The 24,350-nt window shown below is 70.5% G+C and carries 25 protein-coding genes; 21 read left to right on the top strand and 4 right to left on the bottom strand.

Annotation, left to right across the window (positions count from 1 at the left end; translation table 11 throughout):
• A complete protein-coding gene (rsgA, locus tag ACFC0Z_RS15680; protein ID WP_376437450.1) occupies window positions 1–1,125 on the bottom strand; it encodes a ribosome small subunit-dependent GTPase A in 1,125 nt (374 codons plus the stop codon).
• Window positions 1,126–1,451: 326 nt separating this feature from the next.
• Between rsgA and ACFC0Z_RS15675 the strand changes: the two genes are divergently transcribed.
• On the top strand, window positions 1,452–3,260 hold the full coding sequence (locus tag ACFC0Z_RS15675) for an NB-ARC domain-containing protein (RefSeq protein WP_376437448.1): 1,809 nt from the start codon (window positions 1,452–1,454) through the stop codon (window positions 3,258–3,260).
• Window positions 3,261–3,348: 88 nt separating this feature from the next.
• On the opposite strand, the gene ACFC0Z_RS15670 is transcribed toward ACFC0Z_RS15675, so the two are convergent.
• A complete protein-coding gene (locus ACFC0Z_RS15670) occupies window positions 3,349–4,491 on the bottom strand; it encodes a YihY/virulence factor BrkB family protein (RefSeq protein WP_376437446.1) in 1,143 nt (380 codons plus the stop codon).
• Between the two features lie 17 nt (window positions 4,492–4,508).
• Between ACFC0Z_RS15670 and ACFC0Z_RS15665 the strand changes: the two genes are divergently transcribed.
• The 19 genes from ACFC0Z_RS15665 (at window position 4,509) to ACFC0Z_RS15575 (ending at window position 22,039) form a co-directional block, all read left to right on the top strand.
• A complete protein-coding gene (locus ACFC0Z_RS15665) occupies window positions 4,509–6,146 on the top strand; it encodes an acyl-CoA dehydrogenase family protein (protein ID WP_376437444.1) in 1,638 nt (545 codons plus the stop codon).
• Window positions 6,147–6,527: 381 nt separating this feature from the next.
• Complete coding sequence (locus ACFC0Z_RS15660) at window positions 6,528–7,841, top strand: GAF domain-containing protein (protein ID WP_376437441.1); 1,314 nt, start codon at window positions 6,528–6,530, stop codon at window positions 7,839–7,841.
• A 66-nt stretch (window positions 7,842–7,907) separates the two neighbouring features.
• Window positions 7,908–8,477: a GNAT family N-acetyltransferase gene (locus tag ACFC0Z_RS15655; protein WP_376437438.1), complete on the top strand. Its 570-nt coding sequence runs from the start codon at window positions 7,908–7,910 to the stop codon at window positions 8,475–8,477.
• A 178-nt stretch (window positions 8,478–8,655) separates the two neighbouring features.
• The gene (locus ACFC0Z_RS15650; protein WP_312846743.1) at window positions 8,656–8,739 is read left to right on the top strand and encodes a putative leader peptide; all 84 of its coding nucleotides are present in this window, start codon (window positions 8,656–8,658) and stop codon (window positions 8,737–8,739) included.
• Window positions 8,740–8,865: 126 nt separating this feature from the next.
• Window positions 8,866–10,563 (top strand): nitrite/sulfite reductase, encoded by a 1,698-nt coding sequence (locus ACFC0Z_RS15645; protein ID WP_376437436.1) that lies wholly within the window; start codon window positions 8,866–8,868, stop codon window positions 10,561–10,563.
• Window positions 10,560–10,739: a hypothetical protein gene (locus tag ACFC0Z_RS15640; RefSeq protein WP_376437434.1), complete on the top strand. Its 180-nt coding sequence runs from the start codon at window positions 10,560–10,562 to the stop codon at window positions 10,737–10,739. The genes ACFC0Z_RS15645 and ACFC0Z_RS15640 overlap by 4 nt, the downstream gene beginning before the upstream one ends.
• The gene (locus ACFC0Z_RS15635) at window positions 10,736–11,452 is read left to right on the top strand and encodes a phosphoadenylyl-sulfate reductase (RefSeq protein WP_376437432.1); all 717 of its coding nucleotides are present in this window, start codon (window positions 10,736–10,738) and stop codon (window positions 11,450–11,452) included. Before ACFC0Z_RS15640 ends, ACFC0Z_RS15635 begins: the two co-directional genes overlap by 4 nt.
• Complete coding sequence (gene cysC, locus ACFC0Z_RS15630; RefSeq protein ID WP_376437429.1) at window positions 11,449–12,039, top strand: adenylyl-sulfate kinase; 591 nt, start codon at window positions 11,449–11,451, stop codon at window positions 12,037–12,039. The genes ACFC0Z_RS15635 and cysC overlap by 4 nt, the downstream gene beginning before the upstream one ends.
• Entirely contained in the window at window positions 12,036–12,971 is a 936-nt protein-coding gene (cysD, locus tag ACFC0Z_RS15625; protein WP_376437427.1) for a sulfate adenylyltransferase subunit CysD, read from the top strand. The genes cysC and cysD overlap by 4 nt, the downstream gene beginning before the upstream one ends.
• Window positions 12,971–14,311, top strand: a complete 1,341-nt coding sequence (locus ACFC0Z_RS15620) for a sulfate adenylyltransferase subunit 1 (RefSeq protein WP_376437424.1) — start codon at window positions 12,971–12,973, stop codon at window positions 14,309–14,311. The genes cysD and ACFC0Z_RS15620 overlap by 1 nt, the downstream gene beginning before the upstream one ends.
• A gap of 234 nt (window positions 14,312–14,545) precedes the next feature.
• On the top strand, window positions 14,546–15,670 hold the full coding sequence (locus ACFC0Z_RS15615) for an aliphatic sulfonate ABC transporter substrate-binding protein (protein ID WP_376437422.1): 1,125 nt from the start codon (window positions 14,546–14,548) through the stop codon (window positions 15,668–15,670).
• A 33-nt stretch (window positions 15,671–15,703) separates the two neighbouring features.
• On the top strand, window positions 15,704–16,501 hold the full coding sequence (locus ACFC0Z_RS15610) for an ABC transporter ATP-binding protein (protein ID WP_376437419.1): 798 nt from the start codon (window positions 15,704–15,706) through the stop codon (window positions 16,499–16,501).
• Window positions 16,488–17,375, top strand: a complete 888-nt coding sequence (locus tag ACFC0Z_RS15605; protein ID WP_376437416.1) for an ABC transporter permease — start codon at window positions 16,488–16,490, stop codon at window positions 17,373–17,375. The genes ACFC0Z_RS15610 and ACFC0Z_RS15605 overlap by 14 nt, the downstream gene beginning before the upstream one ends.
• Before the next feature lie 17 nt (window positions 17,376–17,392).
• Complete coding sequence (locus tag ACFC0Z_RS15600; protein WP_376437413.1) at window positions 17,393–18,169, top strand: sirohydrochlorin chelatase; 777 nt, start codon at window positions 17,393–17,395, stop codon at window positions 18,167–18,169.
• A gap of 158 nt (window positions 18,170–18,327) precedes the next feature.
• Window positions 18,328–18,789, top strand: a complete 462-nt coding sequence (locus ACFC0Z_RS15595; RefSeq protein ID WP_376437411.1) for a hypothetical protein — start codon at window positions 18,328–18,330, stop codon at window positions 18,787–18,789.
• A gap of 69 nt (window positions 18,790–18,858) precedes the next feature.
• On the top strand, window positions 18,859–19,956 hold the full coding sequence (locus ACFC0Z_RS15590) for a hypothetical protein (protein ID WP_376437409.1): 1,098 nt from the start codon (window positions 18,859–18,861) through the stop codon (window positions 19,954–19,956).
• Window positions 19,953–20,075, top strand: coding sequence for a hypothetical protein (locus ACFC0Z_RS15585; protein WP_376437407.1), 123 nt, complete (start codon window positions 19,953–19,955; stop codon window positions 20,073–20,075). The genes ACFC0Z_RS15590 and ACFC0Z_RS15585 overlap by 4 nt, the downstream gene beginning before the upstream one ends.
• Before the next feature lie 159 nt (window positions 20,076–20,234).
• Window positions 20,235–21,101, top strand: coding sequence for a D-alanyl-D-alanine carboxypeptidase family protein (locus ACFC0Z_RS15580; protein WP_376437405.1), 867 nt, complete (start codon window positions 20,235–20,237; stop codon window positions 21,099–21,101).
• 68 nt (window positions 21,102–21,169) lie between these two features.
• Window positions 21,170–22,039, top strand: a complete 870-nt coding sequence (locus ACFC0Z_RS15575) for an alpha/beta hydrolase family protein (RefSeq protein WP_376437403.1) — start codon at window positions 21,170–21,172, stop codon at window positions 22,037–22,039.
• Here the strand turns inward: ACFC0Z_RS15575 and ACFC0Z_RS15570 are convergent.
• Window positions 22,032–22,649, bottom strand: a complete 618-nt coding sequence (locus tag ACFC0Z_RS15570) for a DsbA family protein (protein WP_376437401.1) — start codon at window positions 22,647–22,649, stop codon at window positions 22,032–22,034. The two genes, ACFC0Z_RS15575 and ACFC0Z_RS15570, sit on opposite strands and share 8 nt — an antisense overlap.
• Window positions 22,650–22,725: 76 nt before the next feature.
• Window positions 22,726–23,280, bottom strand: a complete 555-nt coding sequence (locus ACFC0Z_RS15565) for a DUF1697 domain-containing protein (protein ID WP_376437398.1) — start codon at window positions 23,278–23,280, stop codon at window positions 22,726–22,728.
• Between the two features lie 204 nt (window positions 23,281–23,484).
• On the opposite strand from ACFC0Z_RS15565, the gene ACFC0Z_RS15560 reads away from it, so the two are divergent.
• Entirely contained in the window at window positions 23,485–24,342 is an 858-nt protein-coding gene (locus ACFC0Z_RS15560; RefSeq protein WP_376437396.1) for a phosphotransferase enzyme family protein, read from the top strand.
• The last annotated feature ends 8 nt before the right edge of the window (window positions 24,343–24,350 follow it).

The following is a 24,350-nucleotide window of genomic DNA, read 5'->3' as shown; positions in this document are numbered from 1 at the left end:
CTACTGAAGCCGGCCGCTCCGCTTGAACTCCTGCGAGGCCCGGCCACCGGCGCCCATCCGCTTCCACTCCTTGAGCATCTCGGAGCGCACGCGGGCGTCGGTCTTGGCGACGATCCGGCGGTTCTCGCGGATCAGCTTGCGGTAGCTCTCCAGGCGGCGCACCGGCAGCGTGCCGTCCTCGATCGCCACCAGGACGGCGCAGCCCGGCTCGGACTCGTGGGCGCAGTCGTGGAAGCGGCACTCCCCCGCCAGCTCCTCGATCTCCGAGAAGACCTGGCCGACACCGGCCTCGGCGTCCCAGAGCCCGACCCCGCGCAGCCCCGGGGTGTCGATGAGGACGCCCCCGTCCGGGAGGACGAAGAGGTTGCGGGTGGTCGTGGTGTGGCGGCCCTTGCCGTCGACGTCACGGGCGGCCTGGACGACCATGACGTCCTCGCCGACGAGCACGTTGGCGAGGGTCGACTTGCCGGCGCCGGAGACGCCGAGCAGCACCGTCGTACCGCCCGCGATCGTCGCCTTGAGCACGTCGAGGCCCTCCCCGGTCGTGGAGCTGACGGGCAGCACCTGGACGCCGGGCGCGACCGTCTCCACGTCCTCGACGAGGTAGGAGAGCCCCACCGGGTCGGGCACGAGGTCGGCCTTGCTGAGGACGACGGTCGGCTGCGCGCCGGACTCCCACGCGAGGGCGAGGAAGCGCTCGATCCGGCCGAGGTCGAGCTCGACCGCGAGCGAGATCGCGATGACGGCGTGGTCGACGTTGGCGGCGAGAATCTGCCCCTCGGACCGCTTGGACGAGGTCGACCGCGCGAAGGCGGTCCGCCGGGGCAGGTACGCCCGGACATAGCGGGGATCGGACGCGCCCTCGGGATCGACGGCGGCCCAGTCGCCCGTGCAGACGACCCGCAGCGGGTCGTGCGGGGTCACGAACGCCGTGTCGGCGCGCACGATCCCGTCGGCGGTGGCGACGTCACACTGCCCCCGGTCGACCCGGACGACCCGACCAGGGAGCAGTCCCTGGGCGGCGTACGGGGCGAACTCGGCCTCCCAGCCGGAGTCCCAGCCGAGGGCGTCGAGCGCAGAGAAGGAGGAAGTAGTGGTGGTGACGGGGGAAAGCGAGAAAGACAAGGGGGACCCTTCGAAGGGTGGCCCCGGCGGCGCGCTCCGAGCGCGCGGTGCGAATGAGTGTCAGCCGGAGGCCACAGAAGTGGGAACGAGGAACTCCTGAACGCGGGCAGAGCCCGTCACCGTGACAGTCATCACTGTCCTCACCTCCTGTGTCGTCTCGACGTACTGACGCCGTCCCCCTCGGGAACGGACATGCGCCACCATAGTCCGCCCCCGGGGTGCGGCACCACCGATTAATTTCCGTGCCGGTTCACGGGGCCGTACGCATGCGCCTTGTTCGCGAAGTGTCCTACCTGCCAACGGAGTTCGGGTGGCAGGATCGGAGGATGTCCACGTCCCAGCGGCCCGAGGACGCCCCGGCGCCTCATGTGCGCAACACCGTGTCCGAGGGCGCCCACGTGCACGGTCCGGCGATCCAGGCAGGCGCGATCCACGGCGGCCTGCACCTCTACCTGCGGGAGCCCGACGGGCCGTCACCGGAGGCCGCTCCGGACTCGGTCCTCGCTCCGGACGCCTCGTTCGTCGGCCGGGCGGGCGAGCTGGCCGAGATCGGGGCGCTCGCGGAGCGGGTCCTCGCCCCCGGCCACGGGAGCGGGCCGCCGGCCGTGTGCCTGGTGCACGGCATGGGCGGGGTCGGGAAGACCGCGCTGATCCGGGCCGCGGCGGCGCGGGTCGGCGGAGGGTTCGACGGCGGGCGTTTAGAGGTGAACCTGCGTGGCTTCGCGACGAGCGGGGCGGAGGGAGGGGCGGCACGTACGCCGATGGCCGTGCTGACCGATCTGCTCCGGCAGACCGGCATGCCTCAGGACCGGATCCCGGCGGAGCTCGACGCGGCCGCGGCGGCCTGGCGCTCCTGGCTCTCCGGGCGCCGCACCCTCCTGCTCCTCGACAACGCCGCCGACGAGGAGCAGCTCCGCCACCTGCGCCCGGGCCCCCGGGCGACCTGCCTGGTCCTGGTGTCGAGCCGCCGCCAGGACATCGACGCCGACCTCCACGTCGCGGCCGCCCCGCTGTCGGAGGGCGAGGCCGTCGCCCTGCTGCACACCGCGGGACGCCTGGGGCCCGTGACGGACGCGCGGCAGGCGCACGTCCTCCTCGCGCTCGCCCGCCGCTGCGGACTGCTGCCGCTCGCGCTGCGGCCGGTCGGCGCGATCCTGCGCGGCATGCCGGCCGAGGAGGTGCTGGAGGCGATGACGCCGGACGACCCGCTCGGGGAGTTCCCCGACGCCGGTGCCGCCGTGGCCACCGCGTTCCGCGCCTCGTACGAGCGGCTGCCCGAGGACCTGCGCCGTACGCTGTGGCACTGCGCGTGGCTGCCGCACGCCACCTTCGGGCGCGAGTTCGTCGGCGCGATGGGAAGGGTGCGGACCGCGGCGGCCGGCATGCGGCTCGCGCGGCTCGAACAGCGGCACCTGCTGCTTCCCGCCGACGACGGCCGGTACACGTTCCACGACCTCTTCCTGCCGCTGGCCCGGACGACCGCGGCGGCGCAGGCACCGGACGCGGACGCCGAGCGGCGCGAGGCGCGCGCCTCGCTCTACCGGGCGGTGCACGACGCCGTGACCCTGGCGTTCCTCCCCTCGCGTCCCGACGATCCGCCCTCCCCCTTCTTCTCCGGGCCGGACGAGGCCCAGGCCTGGTGCCATGTCCTGGACTCGGAGGAGGTCATGTCCCTGGTCCCGTCCGCCATGTCGGACCTTCCCGAACGAGCCGTCGAGCTCGCCGTGGACATCGCCTACTTCTTCCAGTGCGTCGACCTGGCCGAGCACGCGGCCGTGGTCCTGGAGGACGTCCTGCCGCACGCCGAGGCACACGCGGACGTCCATGACATGGCCGAGGTGAACGGCCAGCTCGGGCAGATCTACGCCTGGGACCAGTGGATGGGGGACCCGGAGCTCGCGGTGCTCCATCTCCTTCGCGCCGCGCGGCTCTACACCGGGGCGGGGGACGAGCGGGGAGCCGACCGGTGCCGTACGACGATCGAGGAGATCCTGGACGACGACGCCTTCGCCGACATCGCCTTCGACCGCCGGGACCTCCTCCTGGGCCGCGTCTCCGGCATCCCCGCCCCGGACCTCGTCGACGCGCACGACCTCATGCGCGCGTGGTGGCCCGACACGGCGGCGGATCCCTGAGGGTAGTTCTGTCGGGGCACCGCTCAGCCCTGACGGAGGGACGCCCTCCGGGCCCCTCGGGTCACTCCGTTCGCTCGGGCCACTCGGGTCACTCCTTCTCCCAGCCCGAGTGGATCCGGGACTTCACGTCGTCCGGGGGCAGGAACTTCGACCAGCGCTCGGGGAACTCCGAGGGCATGTCGGGGTCGTCCTCGTCGACGTCCTCCGCTTCCGCGCGGACGCGGGCGACGAGTTCGGCGGCCTGGACGGCGCGGGCGCGTTCGTTGGCCTCGCGGGCGGCGGCGGTGGCGACGGAGGGCCAGACGCGGTCGATGGCCGCGTTCACGGCGGCGCCGACGAGGACGGCGAAGGCGGAGATGCCGATCCAGAGGAGCACGGCGATGGGGGCGGCGAGGGAGCCGTAGATCGTCGGGCCCTCGACCTGGCTGGTGAGGTAGATCCGCAGCAGGAAGCTGCCCAGGACCCACATGCCGAGGGCGACAAGGGCGCCCGGGATGTCCTCGATCCACGGCGATCTGACGGGGACGGACACGTGGTACAGCGTGGTGAGGAAGGCGATGGAGAGGAGGGTGACGACCGGCCAGTAGAGGACGGCGACGACCTCCGTGCCCCAGGGGACGAGGGCGACGACCCGGTCGGGGCCGACGACCGCGAGGGGGAGCACGACGGCGCCGATGAGCAGCGCCACGATGTAGAGGAGCAGGGCGAGGAGCCGCGTCTTCACGATGCCGCGGTGCCCGTCGAGCCCGTACATGACGGTGATGGTGTCGATGAAGACGTTCACCGCGCGCGAGCCCGACCAGAGGGCGATGGCGAAGCCCAGGGAGATCAGCTCGGGGCGTTTGCCCTGGGTGATGTCGTCGAGGAGGGGTTCGGCGATCTCGCGGACGCCCCGGTCGGAGAGGACCGTGCCGGCCGCGTGGAGGATGTTCTCGCGGATGCTGGTGACCGTGTCGGTGTTGGTCCAGTCGTCGGCGTACCCGAGGACGGCGATCAGGCCGAGGAGCAGCGGCGGCAGGGACAGCAGCGTGAAGAAGGCGGCCTCGGCGGCCAGGCCGAGGATCCGGTACTCGATGCACGAGTTGACGGTGTCCTTGAGCAGGAGCCAGACCATCTTCCGCTTCGACACGTTGCGGTAGAGGACGCGCGCGCGGTGGAGTTTGCTCCAGGGCCGCGTCCCGCGACTGTCGGGCCGTTCGGGCCCGTCGGATGTTTCTCTTGCTGCCTGCACCTGCTTACCGTATCGGCATGGCACCGAGCACCCACACCGTGACCAACCAGGCTCCACCCCTGGTGGGATACGACGTCTTCTCGTGCGACCGCGCGCTGACGGAGTCGGTGGAGCGTCATCTCGCTCCCGAACTCCTCGGCGAGGCCCGCGACGAGCTGTCCCTGCTCGGGTGGGCGATGGGATCGGCGCAGGTCAGGGAGTGGGGGGAGCTGGCGAACGCGAACCCGCCGCGGCTGCGGACCCACGACCGGTACGGCCACCGGATCGACGAGGTCGACTTCCATCCGGCCTGGCACCGGCTGCTCGGGAAGGCGGTGGGCGCGGGCCTGACGGACGCGTGGGGCCGTCCGGGTGGTCATGTCCGGCGGGCCGCCGGGCTTCTGGTGGTGTCCCAGGCGGAGGCGGGGCACGTCTGCCCGGTGTCGATGACGCACGCGGCGGTGCCCGCGCTGCGCGCCGAGCCGGAGCTCGCGGAGGTGTGGGAGCCGGCGGCGACCTCGCACGTGTACGAGCGGGAGCTGCGGCCCGTCGCCGAGAAGCCGGGGGCGCTGCTGGGGATGGCGCTGACGGAGAAGCAGGGCGGCAGCGACGTACGGGGGAACACGACGGAGGCGCGGCCGCTCCCGGCCGACGGGGAGTACGTCCTGACGGGGCACAAGTGGTTCTGCTCGGCTCCCATGTCCGACGCGTTCCTCGTCCTCGCGCGGGCGCCGGGCGGGCTGACCTGTTTTCTGCTGCCTCGCGTGCTTCCCGACGGTTCGCGGAACGCGTTCGCCCTCCAGCGGCTCAAGGACAAGCTGGGCAACCGGTCGAACGCCTCCGCCGAGGTGGAGTTCGACGGGACGACCTGGGCGCGCCGGGTCGGCGAGGAGGGGCGCGGGATCCGCACCGTCATCGACATGGTGGCGGCGACCCGGCTCGACTGCGTGCTGGGTTCGGCGGCGCTGATGCGGCAGGCGGTGGCGCAGGCCGTGCACCACTGCGCGTACCGGGAGGCCTTCGGGGGCGTACTGATCGAGAAGCCGCTCATGCGGAACGTGCTGGCCGATCTGGCGATCGAGTCGGAGGCGGCCACGGTCCTGGGGATGCGGCTGGCCGCCGCGTACGACGCCGACGAGCGGGCTCTGCTCCGTATCGCCGTCCCCGTGGCGAAGTACTGGGTCACCAAGCGGTGCACCGCGGTCGCGGCGGAGGCCCTGGAGTGCCTCGGGGGCAACGGGTACGTCGAGGAGTCGGGGATGCCCCGGCTGCTGCGCGAGTCACCGCTCAACTCAGTGTGGGAGGGCTCGGGGAACGTCCAGGCACTTGACGTACTACGGGCGCTGCGGACCGGGCCGGGGGCGTTCGACGCGTTCCTGCGGGAGGTGGGGGCGGCCCGGGGCGCGGACCACCGGCTCGACCGGGCGATCCGGGGGCTCCTCGTCGAGCTGGCCGACCTGTCCGATCCGGAGCGGATGGAGGCGGGGGCGCGGCGGCTCGTGGAGCGGATGGCCCTCGTGCTCCAGGGTTCGCTGCTCGTGCGGTGGGCGCCGCCGGAGGTGGCGGACGCGTTCTGCGCGTCGCGGCTCGGCGGGGACGGGGGTGCGACCTTCGGCACCCTGCCGCACACGCTTGATCTGCGGGCGGTGGTGGAGCGGGCGCGGGTGGGGGCCTGACGGAGGGTCCGGCTGCGCGTCTGGCATGGGGCCTGACGTGGGCCTGGCCCGGAGTCCGGCAGAGGGTCCGGCCCGGGCCCGGCGCGGGGCCTGACCTGGGTCTGGGCCGGTCGTCACGTTGGGGCCGCGCGTACCAGGGGTGGACCCGTAAGGGGTCGGCACGCGCGGAGAGCGGGGGTGGTGCTGCGCCGACACGGCACCACCCGCCGCTTCACACCACCTTCATGCAAGGGCCCGCCGCTCGCCAGAGTTGCAAAGGGTTGCAGGATTACCCGAACCGGGCCGCGCCGGGTGGCCGCGAGCGGCACCATGGGCACCGACACTCCGGACATCTGCCCCGTGCAGAACCGATACAGCACCACGGGTGGCTGGGAGAGACCGATGAAGAACACGCAGCTCGACATGGCGCGGCTGGCCGCCATGGACGCCGTTCAGGCCACCCGCCTGCTGCACCGCGTCCGTGACGAGACCCTCGCGGGCCGTACGCCCCCGATCGCGCCCCGCGACGTGATCGACGCGTCCTGGCAGCGGATGGCCCGGCTCGGTCTCGACCCGGACCGGGGAACGAGCAGCGTGTTGCTCCAGCGCGACGAGCTGGAGCACCGGCGCAGGAGCACCCTCCTCGCCGAGGTGATGCAGACCCTGAGCGGCGGCCTCGCGGGCATCGCCGACACCTCCCTCCAGATCATGGTGGTCACCGACGAGCACGGCCGGGTGCTGTGGCGGCAGGGGAACCCCGCCGTGATGCGCCGCGCCAACGGCATCTGTCTGGAGGAAGGCGCGGCCTGGACCGAGCACACGACCGGGACGAACGCGGTCGGCACGGCCCTCGCCATGGGGCGCGCGGTGCAGGTGCACTCCGCCGAGCACTACGTGCACGCCCTGCACAACTGGACGTGCGCCGCCGCGCCCGTCCACGACCCGCGCGACCAGCGGGTCCTGGGCATCCTCGACGTCAGCGGCCCGGCCTCCAGCTTCCATCCGGCGATGCTGGCGCTCGTCGCCTCGGTCGCCCAGCTCGCCGAGGCGGAGATGCGCGAGCGGCACCGGAGCTCGGTCGAACGCCTGAGATCGGTGGCGGCGCCGATCCTGTGCCGGGTCGGCGGGCGGGCCGTGGCCGTCGACACGCACGGCTGGACGGCGGCGGTGACCGGGCTCGCGCCGGTGGACCGGATCGCGCTGCCCAAGTCCGTACGGGCCGGGCGGATGTGGCTGCCCTCGCTCGGGCAGTGCGCGGTGGAGCCGCTGCCGGGCGGCTGGCTGCTCCGGGTCGAGGAGGAGCTCGCTCCCCTGGAGCCCGGGGTGGACGCGGCGAGCCGGGTGGTCCTCGACCTCAGCAGGCCGCGCCGCTGGACGGTGTCCGTCTCCGGCGAGGCGGGGAGCTGGCAGCAGGAGCTGAGCCCCCGGCACGCGGAGCTCCTCTACGTCCTGGCGCTGCACCGGGACGGCCGGACGGCGGCGGACCTCGCGGACGACGTGTTCGGCGACCGGTCGAAGACGGTGACCGTCCGGGCCGAGATGTCCCGGGTACGGCGGAACCTCGCCGGGGTCCTGGCGCACCGCCCGTACCGCTTCCGGGAGGAGGTGGCGGTGGAGGTGCTCCGGCCGGAGCACCCCGGCGACCTGCTGCCCCACTCCACCGCCCCGGCCGTCCGGGCGGCTCGCCCTGATCCCGCGGACACGATGTCCGTATGACGGACAGCCTGTCCGCCAGGACCGAACACAGTAGGAATCCGAGGCTCCGCATGATGCGATGAGCACATGAGCATCACTCTCACGACCTGGTCCCTCGAACAGACGGCACCGACCGACCTCCGCCCCTCCCGCACCCCGGAGGGCGACGACCTCACCATCACCCGGGCCGAGGTGCCCTCGGCCGAGTACAGCCGCTTCCTCTATACGGCGGTCGGCGGCGACATCCGCTGGAACGACCGCCTGGGGCTCACGTACAAGGAGTGGCAGGCGATCGTCGAGAAGCCGGGCGCCGAGATCTGGGTCGCGTACGACCGGGGGACGCCGGCCGGGTACGTGGAGCTCGACCCGCAGGAGGACGGCGTCGTCGAGATCGTCTACTTCGGTCTCATCGCCGCCTTCCGCGGGCGCGGCTTCGGCGGCCACCTCCTGACGGAGGGCGTGCGGCGCGCCTGGGACCTGGCGGACCGCTGGCCGGGGCGCGAGGAGACGAAGCGCGTGTGGCTGCACACCTGCTCGCTCGACGGTCCGCACGCGATGGCCAACTACGAGCGGCGCGGCTTCCGGCTCTTCGACACCAAGGTGGAGGAAGTGGCCGAATCGGAGAACCCGGGCCCCTGGCCGGGCGCGTACGCCTGATCCGCACGATCCGATCGATCCGTACGATCCACCTGATCCGTACGAATCACCACGAAGGGGCCCCCGGCGGGGCCCCTTTCGCGTGACCCAGAACACAGCGTCTCGCCATTCGAGACATGTACGTCCAAATACCGGACAATGCTGGACTGGGTCCAAAGTCCCGTGACACGCTTCCGTCATGTCTGGAACTGGAACTGCCTTGGTGAGTCGGCGGCACGTCGACCTCGGCCGCATGTCCAGCGCCATCTGTCCGGCGCGCTGACAGCCTCAGCACCGCCGCGATCTCTCTTCTGCCCGACCCTGCTGCGCACTGACGCGCCACCCTCTGACCTCAGCGCGAGTGTGCAGGTCAGAGCCGCCCTCTCGCAGTCCCGAAGGACGAAACGCCATGGCCGCCACCCCGGAAAACCCCACTCCCGCCGCCGCCCGCCGCAAGGCCGGGCGTCACCGTGGCGAGGGTCAGTGGGCCGTGGGGCACTTCACCCCGCTGAACGGCAATGAGCAGTTCAAGAAGGACGACGACGGTCTCAATGTGCGGACACGTATTGAGACGGTCTACTCGAAGCGCGGTTTCGACTCGATCGACCCCAACGACCTGCGCGGGCGCATGCGCTGGTGGGGTCTCTACACCCAGCGCAAGCAGGGCCTCGACGGCACCAAGACGGGCGTCCTGGAGCCGGAGGAGCTGGACGACGAGTACTTCATGCTCCGCGTCCGCATCGACGGCGGCCGGCTGACGACCGAGCAGCTCCGCGTCATCGGCGAGATCTCCCAGGAGTTCGCCCGCGGCACCGCCGACATCACGGACCGGCAGAACGTCCAGTACCACTGGATCCGCATCGAGGACGTCCCGGAGATCTGGAACCGCCTGGAGGCGGTCGGCCTGTCGACCACCGAGGCCTGCGGCGACACCCCGCGCGTCGTCCTCGGCTCACCGGTGGCCGGGATCGCCGAGGACGAGATCATCGACGGCACGCCCGCCATCGACGAGATCTACCGCCGGATCGTCGGCAACAAGGACTTCTCCAACCTGCCCCGCAAGTTCAAGTCCGCGATCTCCGGCTCGCCGCTGCTCGACGTGGCGCACGAGATCAACGACATCGCCTTCGTCGGCGTGAACCACCCGGAGCACGGCCCCGGCTTCGACCTCTGGGTCGGCGGCGGCCTCTCCACCAACCCCAAGCTCGGCGTCCGCCTCGGCGCCTGGGTCCCCCTCGACGAGGTCCCGGACGTCTACGAGGGCGTCATCTCGATCTTCCGCGACTACGGCTACCGCCGGCTGCGCAACCGCGCCCGCCTGAAGTTCCTCGTCGCCGACTGGGGCCCGGAGAAGTTCCGCAAGGTCCTGGAGGACGAGTACCTCAAGCGCGCGCTGGTCGACGGCCCCGCCCCCGAGCAGCCCTCCGGCCAGTGGCGCGACCACGTCGGCGTGCACCGCCAGAAGGACGGCCGGTTCTACGTCGGATTCGCGCCGCGCGTCGGCCGCGTCGACGGTACGGCCCTGACGAAGATCGCCGAGATCGCCGAGGCGCACGGCTCGGGCCGGGTCCGCACCACCGCCGAGCAGAAGATGCTCGTCCTCGACATCGAGGAGGCGCAGGTCGAGTCGCTCGTCTCCGCCCTGGAGGCGATGGACCTGCGGGTCACCCCGTCGCCGTTCCGGCGCGGCACGATGGCCTGCACCGGCATCGAGTTCTGCAAGCTCGCGATCGTCGAGACGAAGGGCCGCGGCTCCTCGCTCATCGACGAACTGGAGCGACGCATCCCGGAGTTCGACGAGCCGCTGACGATCAACATCAACGGCTGCCCGAACGCCTGCGCCCGCATCCAGGTCGCCGACATCGGCCTCAAGGGCCAGCTGGTCCTGGACGCCGACGGCAACCGCGTCGAGGGCTACCAGGTGCACCTGGGCGGCGCGCTCGGTCTCGAGGCCGGTTTCGGCCGCAAGGTCCGCGGCCTCAAGGTCACCGCGGCCGAGCTCCCCGACTACGTCGAGCGGGTCCTCAAGCGCTTCCAGGCGGAGCGCGAGGACGGCGAGCGCTTCGCGACCTGGACGGCCCGCGCCTCCGAGGAGGCGCTGTCGTGAGCGAGCGTGCGGCCCCGTTCTTCTGCCCGTACTGCGGCGACGAGGACCTCCGGCCGAACGAGCAGGGTCACGGCGCGTGGGAATGCGCCGCGTGCAGCCGAGCCTTCCAGTTGAAGTTCCTGGGGCTGCTCGCCCCGGGGACTTCCGGCAACACCACTGGAAGGGATCAGATATGACGACGGCTCAGATCACCCAGGACGCCACCGCGGCCGACCTCAAGGCACTCGCCGAGCAGGCCGGCCGTGACCTGGAGGACGCCTCCGCCCTGGAGATCATCCGGTGGGCCGTGGACACCTTCGGCGAACGCTTCTGCGTCACCTCCTCCATGGAGGACGCGGTCGTGGCCCACCTCGCCTCGCGGGTGCGGCCCGGCGTGGACGTCGTCTTCCTCGACACGGGCTACCACTTCGAGGAGACCATCGGCACCCGCGACGCCGTGGACGCCGTCATGGACGTCAACGTCATCACCCTGACCCCGCGTCAGACCGTGGCCGAGCAGGACGCCGAGTACGGCCCCAAGCTGCACGACCGCGATCCCGACCTGTGCTGCGCGCTGCGCAAGGTCAAGCCGCTCGAAGAGGGCCTGACCGCGTACGGCGCCTGGGCGACGGGCCTGCGCCGCGACGAGTCCCCGACCCGGGCGAACACCCCGGTCGTCGGCTGGGACGAGAAGCGGCAGAAGGTCAAGGTCTCCCCCATCGCCCGCTGGACCCAGGACGACGTGGACGCGTACGTCATGGAGCACGGCGTCCTCACCAACCCGCTCCTGACGGACGGTTACGCCTCCGTCGGCTGCGCGCCCTGCACGCGCCGCGTCCTGGAGGGCGAGGACGCCCGCGCCGGACGCTGGGCGGGACGGACCAAGACCGAATGCGGGCTGCACGGATGACGAACCATCAGCAGACCGAACAGACGGATCATCAGAGATCTCAGGAGAATGACGTGACCGGTGCCACCATCTGGCTGACCGGCCTGCCGAGCGCCGGGAAGACCACGATCGCGTACGAGCTGGCCGGCCGCCTCCGCGAGGAGGGGCACCGCGTCGAGATCCTCGACGGCGACGAGATCCGCGAGTTCCTCTCCGCGGGCCTCGGCTTCAGCCGCGAGGACCGCCACACCAACGTGCAGCGCATCGGCTTCGTCGCCGAACTGCTCGCCTCGCACGGCGTGAAGGTCCTGGTCCCCGTCATCGCCCCGTACGCCGACAGCCGCGAGGCCGTCCGCAAGCGGCACGCCGCCGAGGGCACCGCCTTCGTCGAGGTGCACGTGGCGACCCCGGTCGAGGTCTGCTCCGTCCGTGACGTCAAGGGCCTCTACGCCAAGCAGGCGGCCGGCGAGATCTCCGGCCTGACCGGCGTCGACGACCCGTACGAGGCCCCCGAGACGCCCGATCTGCGGATCGAGTCCCAGGACCAGACCGTGCAGGAGTCCGCGGCGCAGCTCCACGCGCTGCTCACCGAGAGGGGTCTGCTGTGACCACCGTTGCCCACACTCACGACACGACGGACAGCCCGTTCGCCCTGTCGCACCTCGACTCCCTGGAGTCCGAGGCCGTCCACATCTTCCGTGAGGTGGCGGGCGAGTTCGAGCGGCCGGTGATCCTGTTCTCCGGCGGCAAGGACTCCATCGTCATGCTGCACCTGGCGCTGAAGGCCTTCGCCCCGGCGCCGGTCCCCTTCACGCTGCTCCACGTCGACACCGGGCACAACTTCCCCGAGGTCCTCGCCTACCGCGACCGTGTCGTGGCCGAGCACGGGCTGCGGCTGCACGTCGCCTCCGTGCAGGAGTACATCGACCGCGGCGCGCTCAAGGAGCGTCCGGACGGGACCCGTAACCCGCTCCAGACCGTTCCGCTGACCGAGGCGATCCAGCAGCACCGCTTCGACGCCGTCTTCGGCGGCGGCCGCCGCGACGAGGAGAAGGCCCGCGCCAAGGAGCGCGTCTTCTCCCTGCGCGACGAGTTCTCCCAGTGGGACCCGCGCCGGCAGCGCCCCGAGCTGTGGCAGCTCTACAACGGCCGTCACGCGCCCGGCGAGCACGTCCGCGTCTTCCCGCTCTCCAACTGGACCGAGCTGGACGTCTGGCAGTACATCGCCCGCGAGGGCATCGAGCTGCCGGAGATCTACTTCGCCCACGAGCGCGAGGTCTTCGCCCGCAACGGCATGTGGCTGACCGCCGGCGAGTGGGGCGGCCCGAAGGAGACCGAGACGGTCGAGACGCGGCTCATCCGCTACCGCACCGTCGGCGACATGTCCTGCACCGGCGCCGTCGACTCCGACGCCACCACGCTGGACGCCGTCATCGCCGAGATCGCCGCCTCCCGCCTCACCGAGCGGGGCGCCACCCGCGCCGACGACAAGATGTCCGAGGCCGCGATGGAAGACCGCAAGCGCGAAGGGTACTTCTAATGAGCACGTCCACCGAGCAGTTCGCCGACGTCTCGGCCACCACCCTGCTGCGTTTCGCCACCGCCGGCTCCGTCGACGACGGCAAGTCCACGCTGGTGGGCCGTCTCCTGCACGACTCCAAGTCGGTCCTCACCGACCAGCTGGAGGCCGTCGAGGCCGCGTCGCTCAAGCGCGGCCAGGAGGCGCCCGACCTGGCGCTGCTCACCGACGGTCTGCGGGCCGAGCGCGAGCAGGGCATCACCATCGACGTGGCGTACCGCTACTTCGCGACCGCCCGCCGCCGGTTCATCCTCGCCGACACCCCCGGGCACGTGCAGTACACCCGGAACATGGTGACCGGCGCCTCGACGGCCGAGCTCGCCGTGGTCCTCGTCGACGCCCGCAACGGCGTCGTCGAGCAGACCCGCCGGCACGCCGCCGTCGCCGCCCTGCTCCGCGTCCCGCACGTGGTCCTGGCCGTGAACAAGATGGACCTCGTCGACTACGCCGAGCCCGTCTTCGCCGCGATCGCCGAGGAGTTCACGACGTACGCCTCCGAGCTCGGCGTCCCGGAGATCACCGCGATCCCGATCTCGGCGCTCGCCGGGGACAACGTCGTGGAGCCGTCCGCGCACATGGACTGGTACGGCGGCCCGACGGTCCTGGAGCACCTGGAGACGGTCCCGGTCAGCCACGACCTGACGGCCTGCCACGCGCGGTTCCCCGTGCAGTACGTGATCCGTCCGCAGACGGCCGAGCACCCCGACTACCGGGGCTACGCGGGCCAGATCGCGGCCGGCGCGTTCCGGGTCGGCGAGCAGGTCACCGTCCTGCCCTCGGGCCGGACGACCACGATCAGCGGCATCGACGCGCTCGGCGAGTCGGTGGACATCGCCTGGGCCCCGCAGTCGGTGACGATCCGCCTCGCGGACGACATCGACATCTCCCGCGGCGACCTGATCGCCCCGGTGGGCGACGCCCCGGCGACCAGCCAGGACGTCGAGGCGACGGTCTGCCACGTGGCCGACCAGCCGCTCGCCGTCGGCCAGCGGGTCCTGCTCAAGCACACGACCCGCACCGTCAAGGCGATCGTCAAGGACATCCCGTCGCGGCTGACCCTGGACGACCTGTCCCAGCACCCGAACCCCGGGCAGCTGGTCGCCAACGACATCGGCCGGGTCGTCGTGCGCACGGCCGAGCCGCTCGCGCTCGACGCGTACGCCGACTCCCGCCGTACCGGTTCGTTCCTGCTGATCGACCCGGCGGACGGCACCACGCTCGCGGCCGGCATGGCGGGCGAGTCCTTCGCCACGGCCAAGGCCGTCACCGTGAACGACGAAGAGGAAGGGTGGGACTTCTGAGATGAGCCGAAACGTCTACGCCACCTTCGCGAAGGAGGGCGGCCGGGTGGGCTCCGGTGCCCTCGGTGCGGGCATGGGAGGTGTCGCGCGATGTGCGTGCTGACCTCGATGCACCGCGTGAGCGGTGCGAACCCGCACCACCCGTACCACCGGAGCCAGGGGATCCACCCGCTCCACCCCGAAAGACACAAACGCAGACTTCGCTGAGAAGTTGAATCGAGGGGAACACTTCCCGTGCCTGCCACGTCCCGTACCACCCTGCGCCGTTCCATCGCCGCCGCCGCCGCCCTCCCGCTGCTGATCGGTGCGCTCGCCTCGTGCGGCTACGGCTCCGAGGCCAAGAACGACGACAACGAGAAGAAGAACGTGTCCGCCGAGGGAGCCGAGAAGAAGCTCTCCGCCGACACCGTACGGCTCGGGTTCTTCCCCAACCTGACGCACGCCACCGCGCTGGTCGGCGTCCAGGAAGGCATCATCCAGAAGGAGCTGGGCGGCACCAAGCTCGACCCCACCACCTTCAACGCGGGCCCGTCCGAGATCGAGGCGCTCAACGCCGGCTCCATCGACATCGGCTTCATCGGCCCCTCGCCGTCCATCAACGGCTACGTGAAGACCAAGGGCACCAACCTCCGCATTGTCGGCGGCGCCGCCTCCGGTGGCGTGAAGCTCGTGGTCAACCCGGCGAAGATCAAGACCCTGGACGACCTCAAGGGCAAGAAGATCGCCACCCCGCAGAAGGGCAACACGCAGGACGTCGCCTTCCTCAACTGGATCGCGGAGAAGGGCTGGAAGGTCGACTCCGCGAGCGGCAAGGGTGACGTGTCGGTGGTCCGCACGGACAACAAGACGACGCCGAACGCCTACAAGGCGGGCTCGATCGACGGCGCCTGGGTGCCCGAGCCGACCGCGTCGAAGCTGGTCAGCGAGGGCGCGAAGGTCCTCCTCGACGAGTCCGACCTGTGGCCGGACAAGAAGTTCGTCATCACCAACATCATCGTGTCGCAGAAGTTCCTGAACGAGCACCCGGACGTCGTCGAGGCGTTCCTGCGCGGTTCGGTGAAGACGAACGAGTGGATCAACGCCAACCAGGACAAGGCGAAGGCCTCGGCAAACACCCAGCTGGAGAAGCTGTCGGGCAAGGCGCTCGGCGCCAAGGTCATCGACGCGGCCTGGCCGTCCATCCAGTTCACCAACGACCCGCTGGCGGCCACTCTCCAGTCCCAGGCCGATCACGCAGTCAAGGCCGGTCTCCTGGAGCAGCCCGAGCTCGGCGGCATCTACGACCTGAAGCCGCTGAACAAGGTCCTGAAGGCCGCGGGCCAGCCCGAGGTCTCCGACGCCGGTCTCGGCGTCAAGTAACACGTCCGCAGCTCAACCCAGGAGGTGACGACCATGGCCACGACCACGACGCTCGCCAAGGCCGAGGACCGCGCCGACGCACCCCGTCATGCCGCGCGCATCGCGCACGTCTCGAAGTCCTTCGGCGGGCCCTCGGGTGGGCAGCTCGTCCTCGACGACATCTCGCTCGATGTCGCCCCGGGCGAGTTCGTCACCCTCCTGGGTGCCTCGGGCTGCGGCAAGTCCACCCTGCTCAACCTGGTCGCCGGACTCGACCGGCCGTCCGCGGGGTCCATCGAGACCCCCGGCGGCCGGCCGGCCCTGATGTTCCAGGAGCACGCCCTCTTCCCGTGGCTCACCGCGGGCAAGAACATCGAACTCGCCCTGCGGCTGCGCGGGGTGCCCAAGGCCGAGCGGCGCGAGGAGGCCGAGCGGCTGCTCGCCCTCGTCCGCCTCGGCGGCTCGTACGGCAAGCGGGTCCACGAGCTGTCCGGCGGCATGCGCCAGCGCGTCGCCCTGGCCCGCGCGCTCGCCCAGGACAGCGACCTGCTCCTGATGGACGAGCCGTTCGCCGCGCTCGACGCCATCACCCGGGACGTGCTCCACGACGAGCTCACCCGGATCTGGCGGGAGACGAAGCTGTCGGTGCTGTTCGTCACCCACAACGTCCGCGAGGCCGTACGGCTCGCCGAGCGGGTCGTCCTCCTGTCGTCCCGGCCGGGCCGGATCGCCCACGAGTGGACGATCGACATCCCGCAGCCGCGCCGCATCGAGGACGCGGACGTCGCGGAACTGTCCCTTGAGATCACCGAGCACCTCCGTGGGGAGATCCGCCGTCATGGCCAGCACTGATACCGCCACCGCCGCCAAGGCCGACGATCTCGCCGGGCTCGAAGCAGGTCTCGACGCGCTCGACAGCGTGCAGATCCGGCGCACGCCCGTCCGCGAGGTCCTGGTCAAGAAGGTACTTCCGCCCTTCATCGCCGTCGCGCTCGTCCTGGTGGTCTGGCAGCTCCTCGTCACCGCCGAGGTCACGGACTCGTACAAGCTGCCCGCGCCCTCCGAGGTGTGGGACAGCCTGGCCACCATGTGGAAGGAGGGGACGCTCCTCAGCGTCCTGTGGACCAGCGTGTCCCGGGCCCTGTACGGCTTCGTCCTCGCCCTCGCCATCGGCACCCCGCTCGGACTGCTCGTCTCCCGCGTGAAGTTCGTGCGGGCGGCGATCGGACCGATCCTCGCGGGTCTCCAGTCGCTCCCCTCGGTCGCCTGGGTGGCGCCCGCGGTCCTGTGGCTGGGCCTCAACGACAGCATGATGTACGCGGTGATCCTGCTGGGCGCCGTCCCGTCGATCGCCAACGGCCTCGTCGCGGGCGTCGACCAGGTCCCGCCGCTCTTCCTCCGCGCGGGCCAGACGCTCGGCGCGACGGGCCTCAAGGGCGCCTGGTACATCGTGATGCCGGCCGCGCTCCCCGGCTACCTCGCCGGCCTCAAGCAGGGCTGGGCGTTCTCCTGGCGCTCGCTGATGGCGGCGGAGATCATCGCGTCCTCGCCGGACCTGGGCCTCGGCCTCGGCCAGCTCCTGGAGAACGGCCGGAACGACTTCGACATGCCCGGCATCTTCCTGGCGATCATCCTGATCCTGATCGTCGGCATCGCGATCGACCTACTCATCTTCAGCCCGCTGGAGCGCGCGGTGCTCCGCCGCCGCGGCCTGCTCGTGAAGTGAAGGGCTGAGCCGAAGTCATGACCCGCCCCGTCCTCCTCATCATCGCCCACGGCAGCCGCGACCCGCGGCACGCGGCCACCGTCCAGGCGCTCGTGCGCCGGGCCGGTGCGCTGCGGCCGGGGCTGCGCGTGGAGACGGCGTTCCTGGACTTCAACCTGCCGACCGTGCCCAGCGTCCTCGACCGCCTCGCGGCGGACGGGGTGCGGGAGGTCGTCGCCCTCCCCCTCCTCCTCACCCGCGCCTTCCACGCGAAGGCCGACATCCCCGCCGTCCTGCGCCAGGCGCCGCCCTCCCTGAGCATCCGCCAGGCGGAGGTCCTCGGCCCGTCGCCGCTGCTCGTCGCGGCGGTGGAACGACGGCTGTACGAGGCCGGGCTCAGGCCCGGCGACAAGAGCGCGACCGGGGTCGTCCTGGCCTCGGCGGGCTCCACCGACCCGGAGGCGATCGCGGTGATCGCAGAAACGGCGCGGGAGCTGCGGCGCACCGGTTGGTGCTCCGTGCGGCCCGCGTTCGCCTCCGCATCCCTTCCCCGTACGGAGGACGCGGTCCGCGCCCTGCGCGCGGAGCCGGGCGTCCGCCGCGTGGCGGTCGCCCCGTACGTCATCGCCCCCGGCCGCCTCCCGGACCGCATCGCGGCGGGCGCGGCGGAGGCCGACGTCCTGGCCGACGTGCTGGGCCCCTCTCCCGAGCTGGCGCGGCTGCTCCTGGAGCGGTTCGACGCTGCCGAATTCCCGGGCATCAGATTCCGGATCGCTACGTTCCGAAATACCGGCCGTCCGATGGGCGCAGCCTGATTGGCGAATTCCTACTCATCCACAGCCGACATCAAGCCACCTTCCCTCAGATCTACCTCAACTCAATTGATCGCGGCGATTCAACAGGCAAGGCTTGCTTTGCGAGTAAGCAGCGCTTCACCTAATGAAGCCTCTCGCATACGGCCTGGAGGACTTCCGTGCGCAAGACTGTCGCCGCAGGAGTAGCAGCCCTTACTGGAGTCGCGCTACTTTCCGCATCAACCAACGCTTCGGCCAATGCGAGCCCCCGCGCCGCCTGCAATGCCGTAATAGCTCCCACCAAGACCGTTCAGGCGTCCGCCCTGGCGCAGTACTTACAGCCGTCCAGCACCAAGATTCAGCCGACCTCGTTTTCGATCTCCACCCGATCGCAGGGAATCGACAGGTATCGAACCGACTTCACCCTGCACGTGCAGATCTACTCCGTCGGACTCGGCGTCACTCACAAATATGACACCAGGAGGGGGACGCACACAGTGAACGACGTCTGGGGCCCCACCTTCTCCACCCTGAAGACGCTCCCCAAGGGGAAGAACCGAGTCAACATCGACGGCTGGTTCGACTACAAGTCGAACGCCTACGCGGTTCGTTGCGGGACGGGCGTGAGCTTCGCATTCTAGTCCGCCACCGTTCGGCGTGGGTGACGCCAACAGTCACCCACGCCTCAATCGCGCAAGGCTGACATCAAAATGAAACCATTCAACAAAGTCTCACTCTTTGCAACCTTACTCTGCGTCGCCATGTCGGCAACTTCATGCGCCGCGCAGCAACCTTCCCCTGAGCCTTTCCGCTCGGCCGTCATCATCGCTGACGCGGATCCTGGAGGCTTCATCACTTACGATCCCGGTTCCGCACAACTCGCCGGATACACAAGCAGCGGATTAAGGGTATGGCAAGAGAAGGATGTCGCACCCGGCGAGGTTCACTGCAGCATCAAATGTCCGGACGTCGGATTCTCGATCAACAATCCCACAGAATCCTCATCAGCCGGTTCGGAAATCATATGGCATACAGGCAATTCCAGAACCGTCACGCGATTCAGCGACCCAACCGTAAACCTCTACTGGACATCCGGACCATCTAACTGGATCGCAAGCGACACGCATGGAATCACGTGGGAACGCAACGGGAATCGACAAAAACTTCGCATACCAACCGGCACTCAGGGCGCCCAGGGGAAGATCTCTTCAGAAGGCCGAACGCTAGCTATTTCAACGGCGCTGAATGGAACCTCTACCACTAAATGGATCTCCCACACCATACGCTTGAATACCGGACACCCGGAGACCCCCAAGAAAGTCCACCAGGAGCTCTTTGGCCCTATCGGATGCCTTTCCGATCGAAAGAAAATTGCGATCACTCTCGGCAGCCATTCTCAGCTGATTACAATCCCCGATGGTCACAGCCTGCGGGACCAGCCAAGCTTTTCTAGCGATTGCTCAATCAATAACACAGAAGTGATTTCAGGGGAGTACGGCACGGGTCCGAACGGACCCGAGCAGAGGATCCGGGTTCAACATCTATCAGGATCCGAAAAGAGCGAGATGGCAACTGCCTACGGAAATGGACGAATAAGCATATACGACGGCTGTGGCGTATATGTATCGCGTGGCATCATATCGACCCTCACAGCCTCGTCCAAAAATGAGCCATCGCACATAGAGGCACAAGACGCCATAGTCACATCAAGCGGAACAGTCTTCGCCATTACACCTTCCGGGAAGCCGCGCGTCATGCAGATAGGCGCTGCTCCGGATAGCTGCAAGATTCGCTCCGAATTCCAGTGAGCGCGACCGGGGTCGCCCTGGCCGGCGTGCTGGGCCCGTCGCCTGAGCTGGCCCAGCTGCTCCTGGAGCGGTTCGACGGGGCGGTCGCGGCGTGGCGTCCGGTGGCACGTACCGCCTGACCCGCACCGCCTGCCCCACCCCGGGTGCGAGGTAGATCACATCCTCAACCGTGCATCCATGGCGGGCTCTTGAGCGTCTTGTGTCCGCGGGCCCGCTGTGGACCCGCGGACACCGACTCCTACGTAGGGCAGACCACGTTGCTGACTTCGACACTCCGCGTGCGCAGTGCCGTGACCGTTTCGATCACGGCCTCGGCCGTACTGGCCGGAGGTCTCTTCGCCGGCCAGGCACACGCCGCGCCGGCCGTCCCGTCGATCACCGCCCCCGGCGGCTTCGTCATGAACAACGGGACGGGCACCACGCTGTTCGGGAAGGCCGCGGACACCCGTCGCGCGACCGGCTCGACCACGAAGATCATGACCGCGAAGGTGGTGCTGGCCACGCCGGGCCTGAACCTCGACACCAAGGTCACCATCAACAAGGCGTACAGCGACTACATCGTCGCCAAGAACGCCTCCTCGGCCCGGCTCATCGTCGGCGACAAGGTGACGGTCCGCCAGCTCCTCTACGGCCTGATGCTGCCGTCGGGCTGTGACGCGGCCTACGCGCTCGCCGACAAGTTCGGCACCGGCACCACCCGGGCGGCCCGGGTCAAGTCGTTCATCGGGAAGATGAACGCCGAGGCCCGCCGGCTCGGCCTGCGGAACACCCACTTCGACTCGTTCGACGGGATAAGCAACGGCAGCAACTACTCCACTCCGCGCGATCTGACGAAGATCGCGAGCAGTGCGATGAAGAACGCCACGTTCCGCACGGTCGTCAAGACGAAGTCCACCTCGCAGAAGGTGACCACCAAGTCCGGTGGCTACCGCTACATGTCGTGGACCAACACGAACAAGCTCCTGAGCACCTACAGCGGCGCGATCGGCGTCAAGACCGGTTCGGGCTCGCAGGCCAAGTACTGCCTCGTCTTCGCGGCCACCCGCAACGGCAAGACGGTCATCGGCACGGTGCTCGCCGCCCCGTCCGAGACGAACCGCGCGACCGACGTCAAGAAGCTCCTCGACTACGGCTTCGCCCGCTAGGCCGCAGGCTTCCCGAAGCCGCCTCCCGCTCCGGCGGGAGGCGGCTTCTCTCTTCTATGCTGCCGGGCATGATCGATCCGGAGATACGGGAGCTCCACGACGCGAGCCGTCCCCACTACGTGGATCCGGCGCTTCCGCGCCCCGTCCGTCTGCACATCTGGCATCCGCCGATGAGCGGCGACCCGGCTCCGCCCGTGGTGCTCGTGTCGCACGGGTCGGGCGGTGCGGCCCGGCAGATGGCCTGGCTCGCTGAGCCGCTCGCCGAAGCGGGGTTCCTGGCGGTCGCCGTGGACCATCACGGCAACAACTTCGTGGACGGCTATCTCCCGCAGGGCTTCACGTACCTCTGGGAGCGGCCCCGGGACCTGCGGTTCGCGCTCGACGTCCTCGCGGCCGAGCGGCCGTTGGGGCCGGTGGGTGCGGCGGGTTTCTCGGCCGGCGGGTACACGAGCGCCGCCCTGGTGGGCGCCGTGCTCGACGGCGACGTCCTGCGTGCGGTGGTGGACCGGAGTGTCCCGCTGCCGGAGATCCCGGAGTTCCCCGACCTGATCGAGGCCCTGCACGCGGCCGTGCCCGCCAACGCGCTGGAGCGGGCGGTGGCCGAAGGCGGCCGGGCGCAGGGGGACGAGCGGGTGCGGGCCGCGTTCCTGGTGTGTCCGGGCGCCGGTGATCTGGTGACCGGGGAGAGCCTGGCGGGCATCGACCGGCCGGTGGGGATCCGCTGGGGCGACGCGGACACCGTCACGCCCCCGGGGGCGCACGCGCTGCGCTACCTGGCCGACGTGCCCGGCGCCGAGGGGCGGTCGGCCGGGGCGACGACCGGGCACTACGACTTCCTCGGCGACAACCCGGACGGCGCCGACGCCCGCCGTGGCGTGGCGGCGGACGCCGTCGCGTTCTTCCGGACCCGTCTCGGCCGGACGGCCAGGCTCAGCTGAAGTCGAGGCCGCCCGTGCGGGTCCGCTTCAGTTCGAAGAAGTCGGGGTGGGCGGCCAGGACGCGGAAGCTGTCGAAGAGTTCGGCCGCCTGCTCGCCGCGCGGGATCGCGCGGAGCACCGGGCCGAACCAGGTCGTGCCGTCGACGCGGATCGTGGGGGTGCCGACGTAGCCGTCGGCCTCGGGGTCCTTGCCCTCGTCGTGGCGGCGGCGGACGGCCTCGTCGTACGCGGGGTCGTGGGCGGCGGCGGCGAGTTCGGGCGGCAGGCCGAGTTCGGTGAGGGACTCGGCGACGACGGCGTCGAAGTCCTTCTGCTTCTTCTCGTGGATGCGGGTGCCGTACGCGGTGTAGAGCGGGCGCAGGATGGACTCGCCGTGCTGCTCGGCGGCGGCCACGGCGACGCGTACGGGGCCGAGGGAGGCGTCGACGAGGGCGCGGTACCAGTCCGGGAGCTCGTTGCCCTCGTTGTGGACGTACAGGCTCATGACCTTGAAGCGGAGGTCGATCGGCCGGTGGCGTTCGACCTCCAGGATCCAGCGGGAGGTGATCCAGGCGAAGGGGCAGGCAGGGTCGAAGAAGAACTCGACGGTCGTGCGGGGCTGGCTCGTCATGGGTCGAATCTACGTGGCGGGTGGCCCGTCACTCTGGGCCACTGGACGAGCTGTTCCCTGGGCCATTTCGCGGCCGTCAGTCCGCCTCGGTCATCTCGACCAGCTTCAGCACCGTGTTCCAGTTCCTGGCCGTGGCCACCAGGCCCTTGGTGACGGCCGGCCGGGAGACCGCGTCGCCCAGCTTGGAGCGGCCGAGGCCCTCGGGGACGTACAGGTAGAGCACGCGGTCGCCGAGGGCGAAGTCCTCGGGGAGGAAGCTCGCCCGGTCGAGCGCGGCGAAGCGTTCGGGGGTGACGGGCGCGGAGTAGTAGATCGCGTGGAGCTGCTTGCCTTCGAGCTCCGCCGCCGGGAAGGGGCAGGCGTCGGCGACGGCCTTGAGGTAGGCGGCGTCGCGGACGAGGCAGTCGACGCGGAAGCCGAAGTGGGTCTCGATGGCGTCTTCGAGTTCGGCGGTGAGCGCGGCCTCGTCGGCCGTGGTGTCGGTCGTGAAGACCGCGTTGCCGCTCTGGAGGTACGTGCGGACGTCCCGGTGGCCGAGGCCTTCGAGGAGGGAGCGGAGCTCCGCCATCGGGACCTTGCGGTGTCCGCTCACGTTGATGCCGCGGAGCAGGGCCGCGTACGTCGTCGCCATGGGGCCACTTTAGGCGGGGCCGCCGCGCCTCGTGGGGGGCGGCGCGGTGGCCCCAGGTCGAACCCTGGCGGACGGAGGGTATCCGAGAGAAGACCTTCCACTTATCTGTGATTTATTCAACAAGGTTGCGTAAGGCGGCAAAGATCTTGGAAAGCGCGGATGCGAGACTCTCCCCCATCAGCACACGTCGGTAGGGAGAGGTCGATGGACGAGGCGCGGGCACGGGAGATCCTGGCCGCCGCGGGACTGGCGGTCGCGGAGGCGCGGCTGCTCGCCCTCGGGGAGAACGCGGTCTTCGCCGTGGGCGACCTGGTGGTGAAGGTCGGCCGCGACGCGGAACTGTTCGAGCGGGCCGAGCGGGAGCTCGGGCTCTCCTCCTGGCTCGTCGGGGCGGGCATCCCGGCGCCCCGGGCCGCCGAGGAGAAGCCGCTGCTCGTCGAGGGGCACCCGGTCACCCTCTGGCACCGGCTGCCGGACGCGGTCCGCCCGGCGGAGCCGCGCGACCTGGCCCCGCTCCTGAAGGCCGTGCACGCCCTGCCGGAGCCCACGGGCTTCACGCTCCCGCGCCGCGAGCTGCTCGGCGGCGTCGAGCGGTGGCTGAGGCTCGCCGGCGAGGCGATCGACCCGGCGGACGCGGCCTTCCTGCGGGAGCGGCGCGACGCCTTCGCCCCGGCCGCCGCCGCCCTGACCCCGTACCTGACGCCGGGTCCGATCCACGGTGACGCGATCCCCCGCAACGTCCTGGTCGGTCCCGACGGCCCGGTCCTGATGGACCTGGAGACCTTCTCCTCCGACCTGCGCGAGCACGACCTCGTGGTCCTCGCGCTCTCCCGCGACCGGTACGGCCTCGACCCGGCCGCCTACGAGGCCTTCACGGAGGCGTACGGCTGGGACGTCCGCGAGTGGGAGGGGTGCGCGGTGCTGCGCGGCGCGCGGGAGACCGCGAGCTGCGCGTGGGTGGCCCAGCACGCGCCGACGAACCCGAAGGCCCTGGCCGAGTTCGAGCGCCGGGTGGCGTCCCTGCGGGACGGCGACCCCGAGGTCCGCTGGTACCCCTTCTGAGTCCCGGG

It is taken from the genome of Streptomyces sp. NPDC056144, assembly GCF_042264145.1.
Lineage (GTDB): Bacteria > Actinomycetota > Actinomycetes > Streptomycetales > Streptomycetaceae > Streptomyces.
The sequence above is the reverse complement of the archived record's forward strand: the minus strand, read 5'-3'. Positions and strand labels throughout refer to the sequence as shown.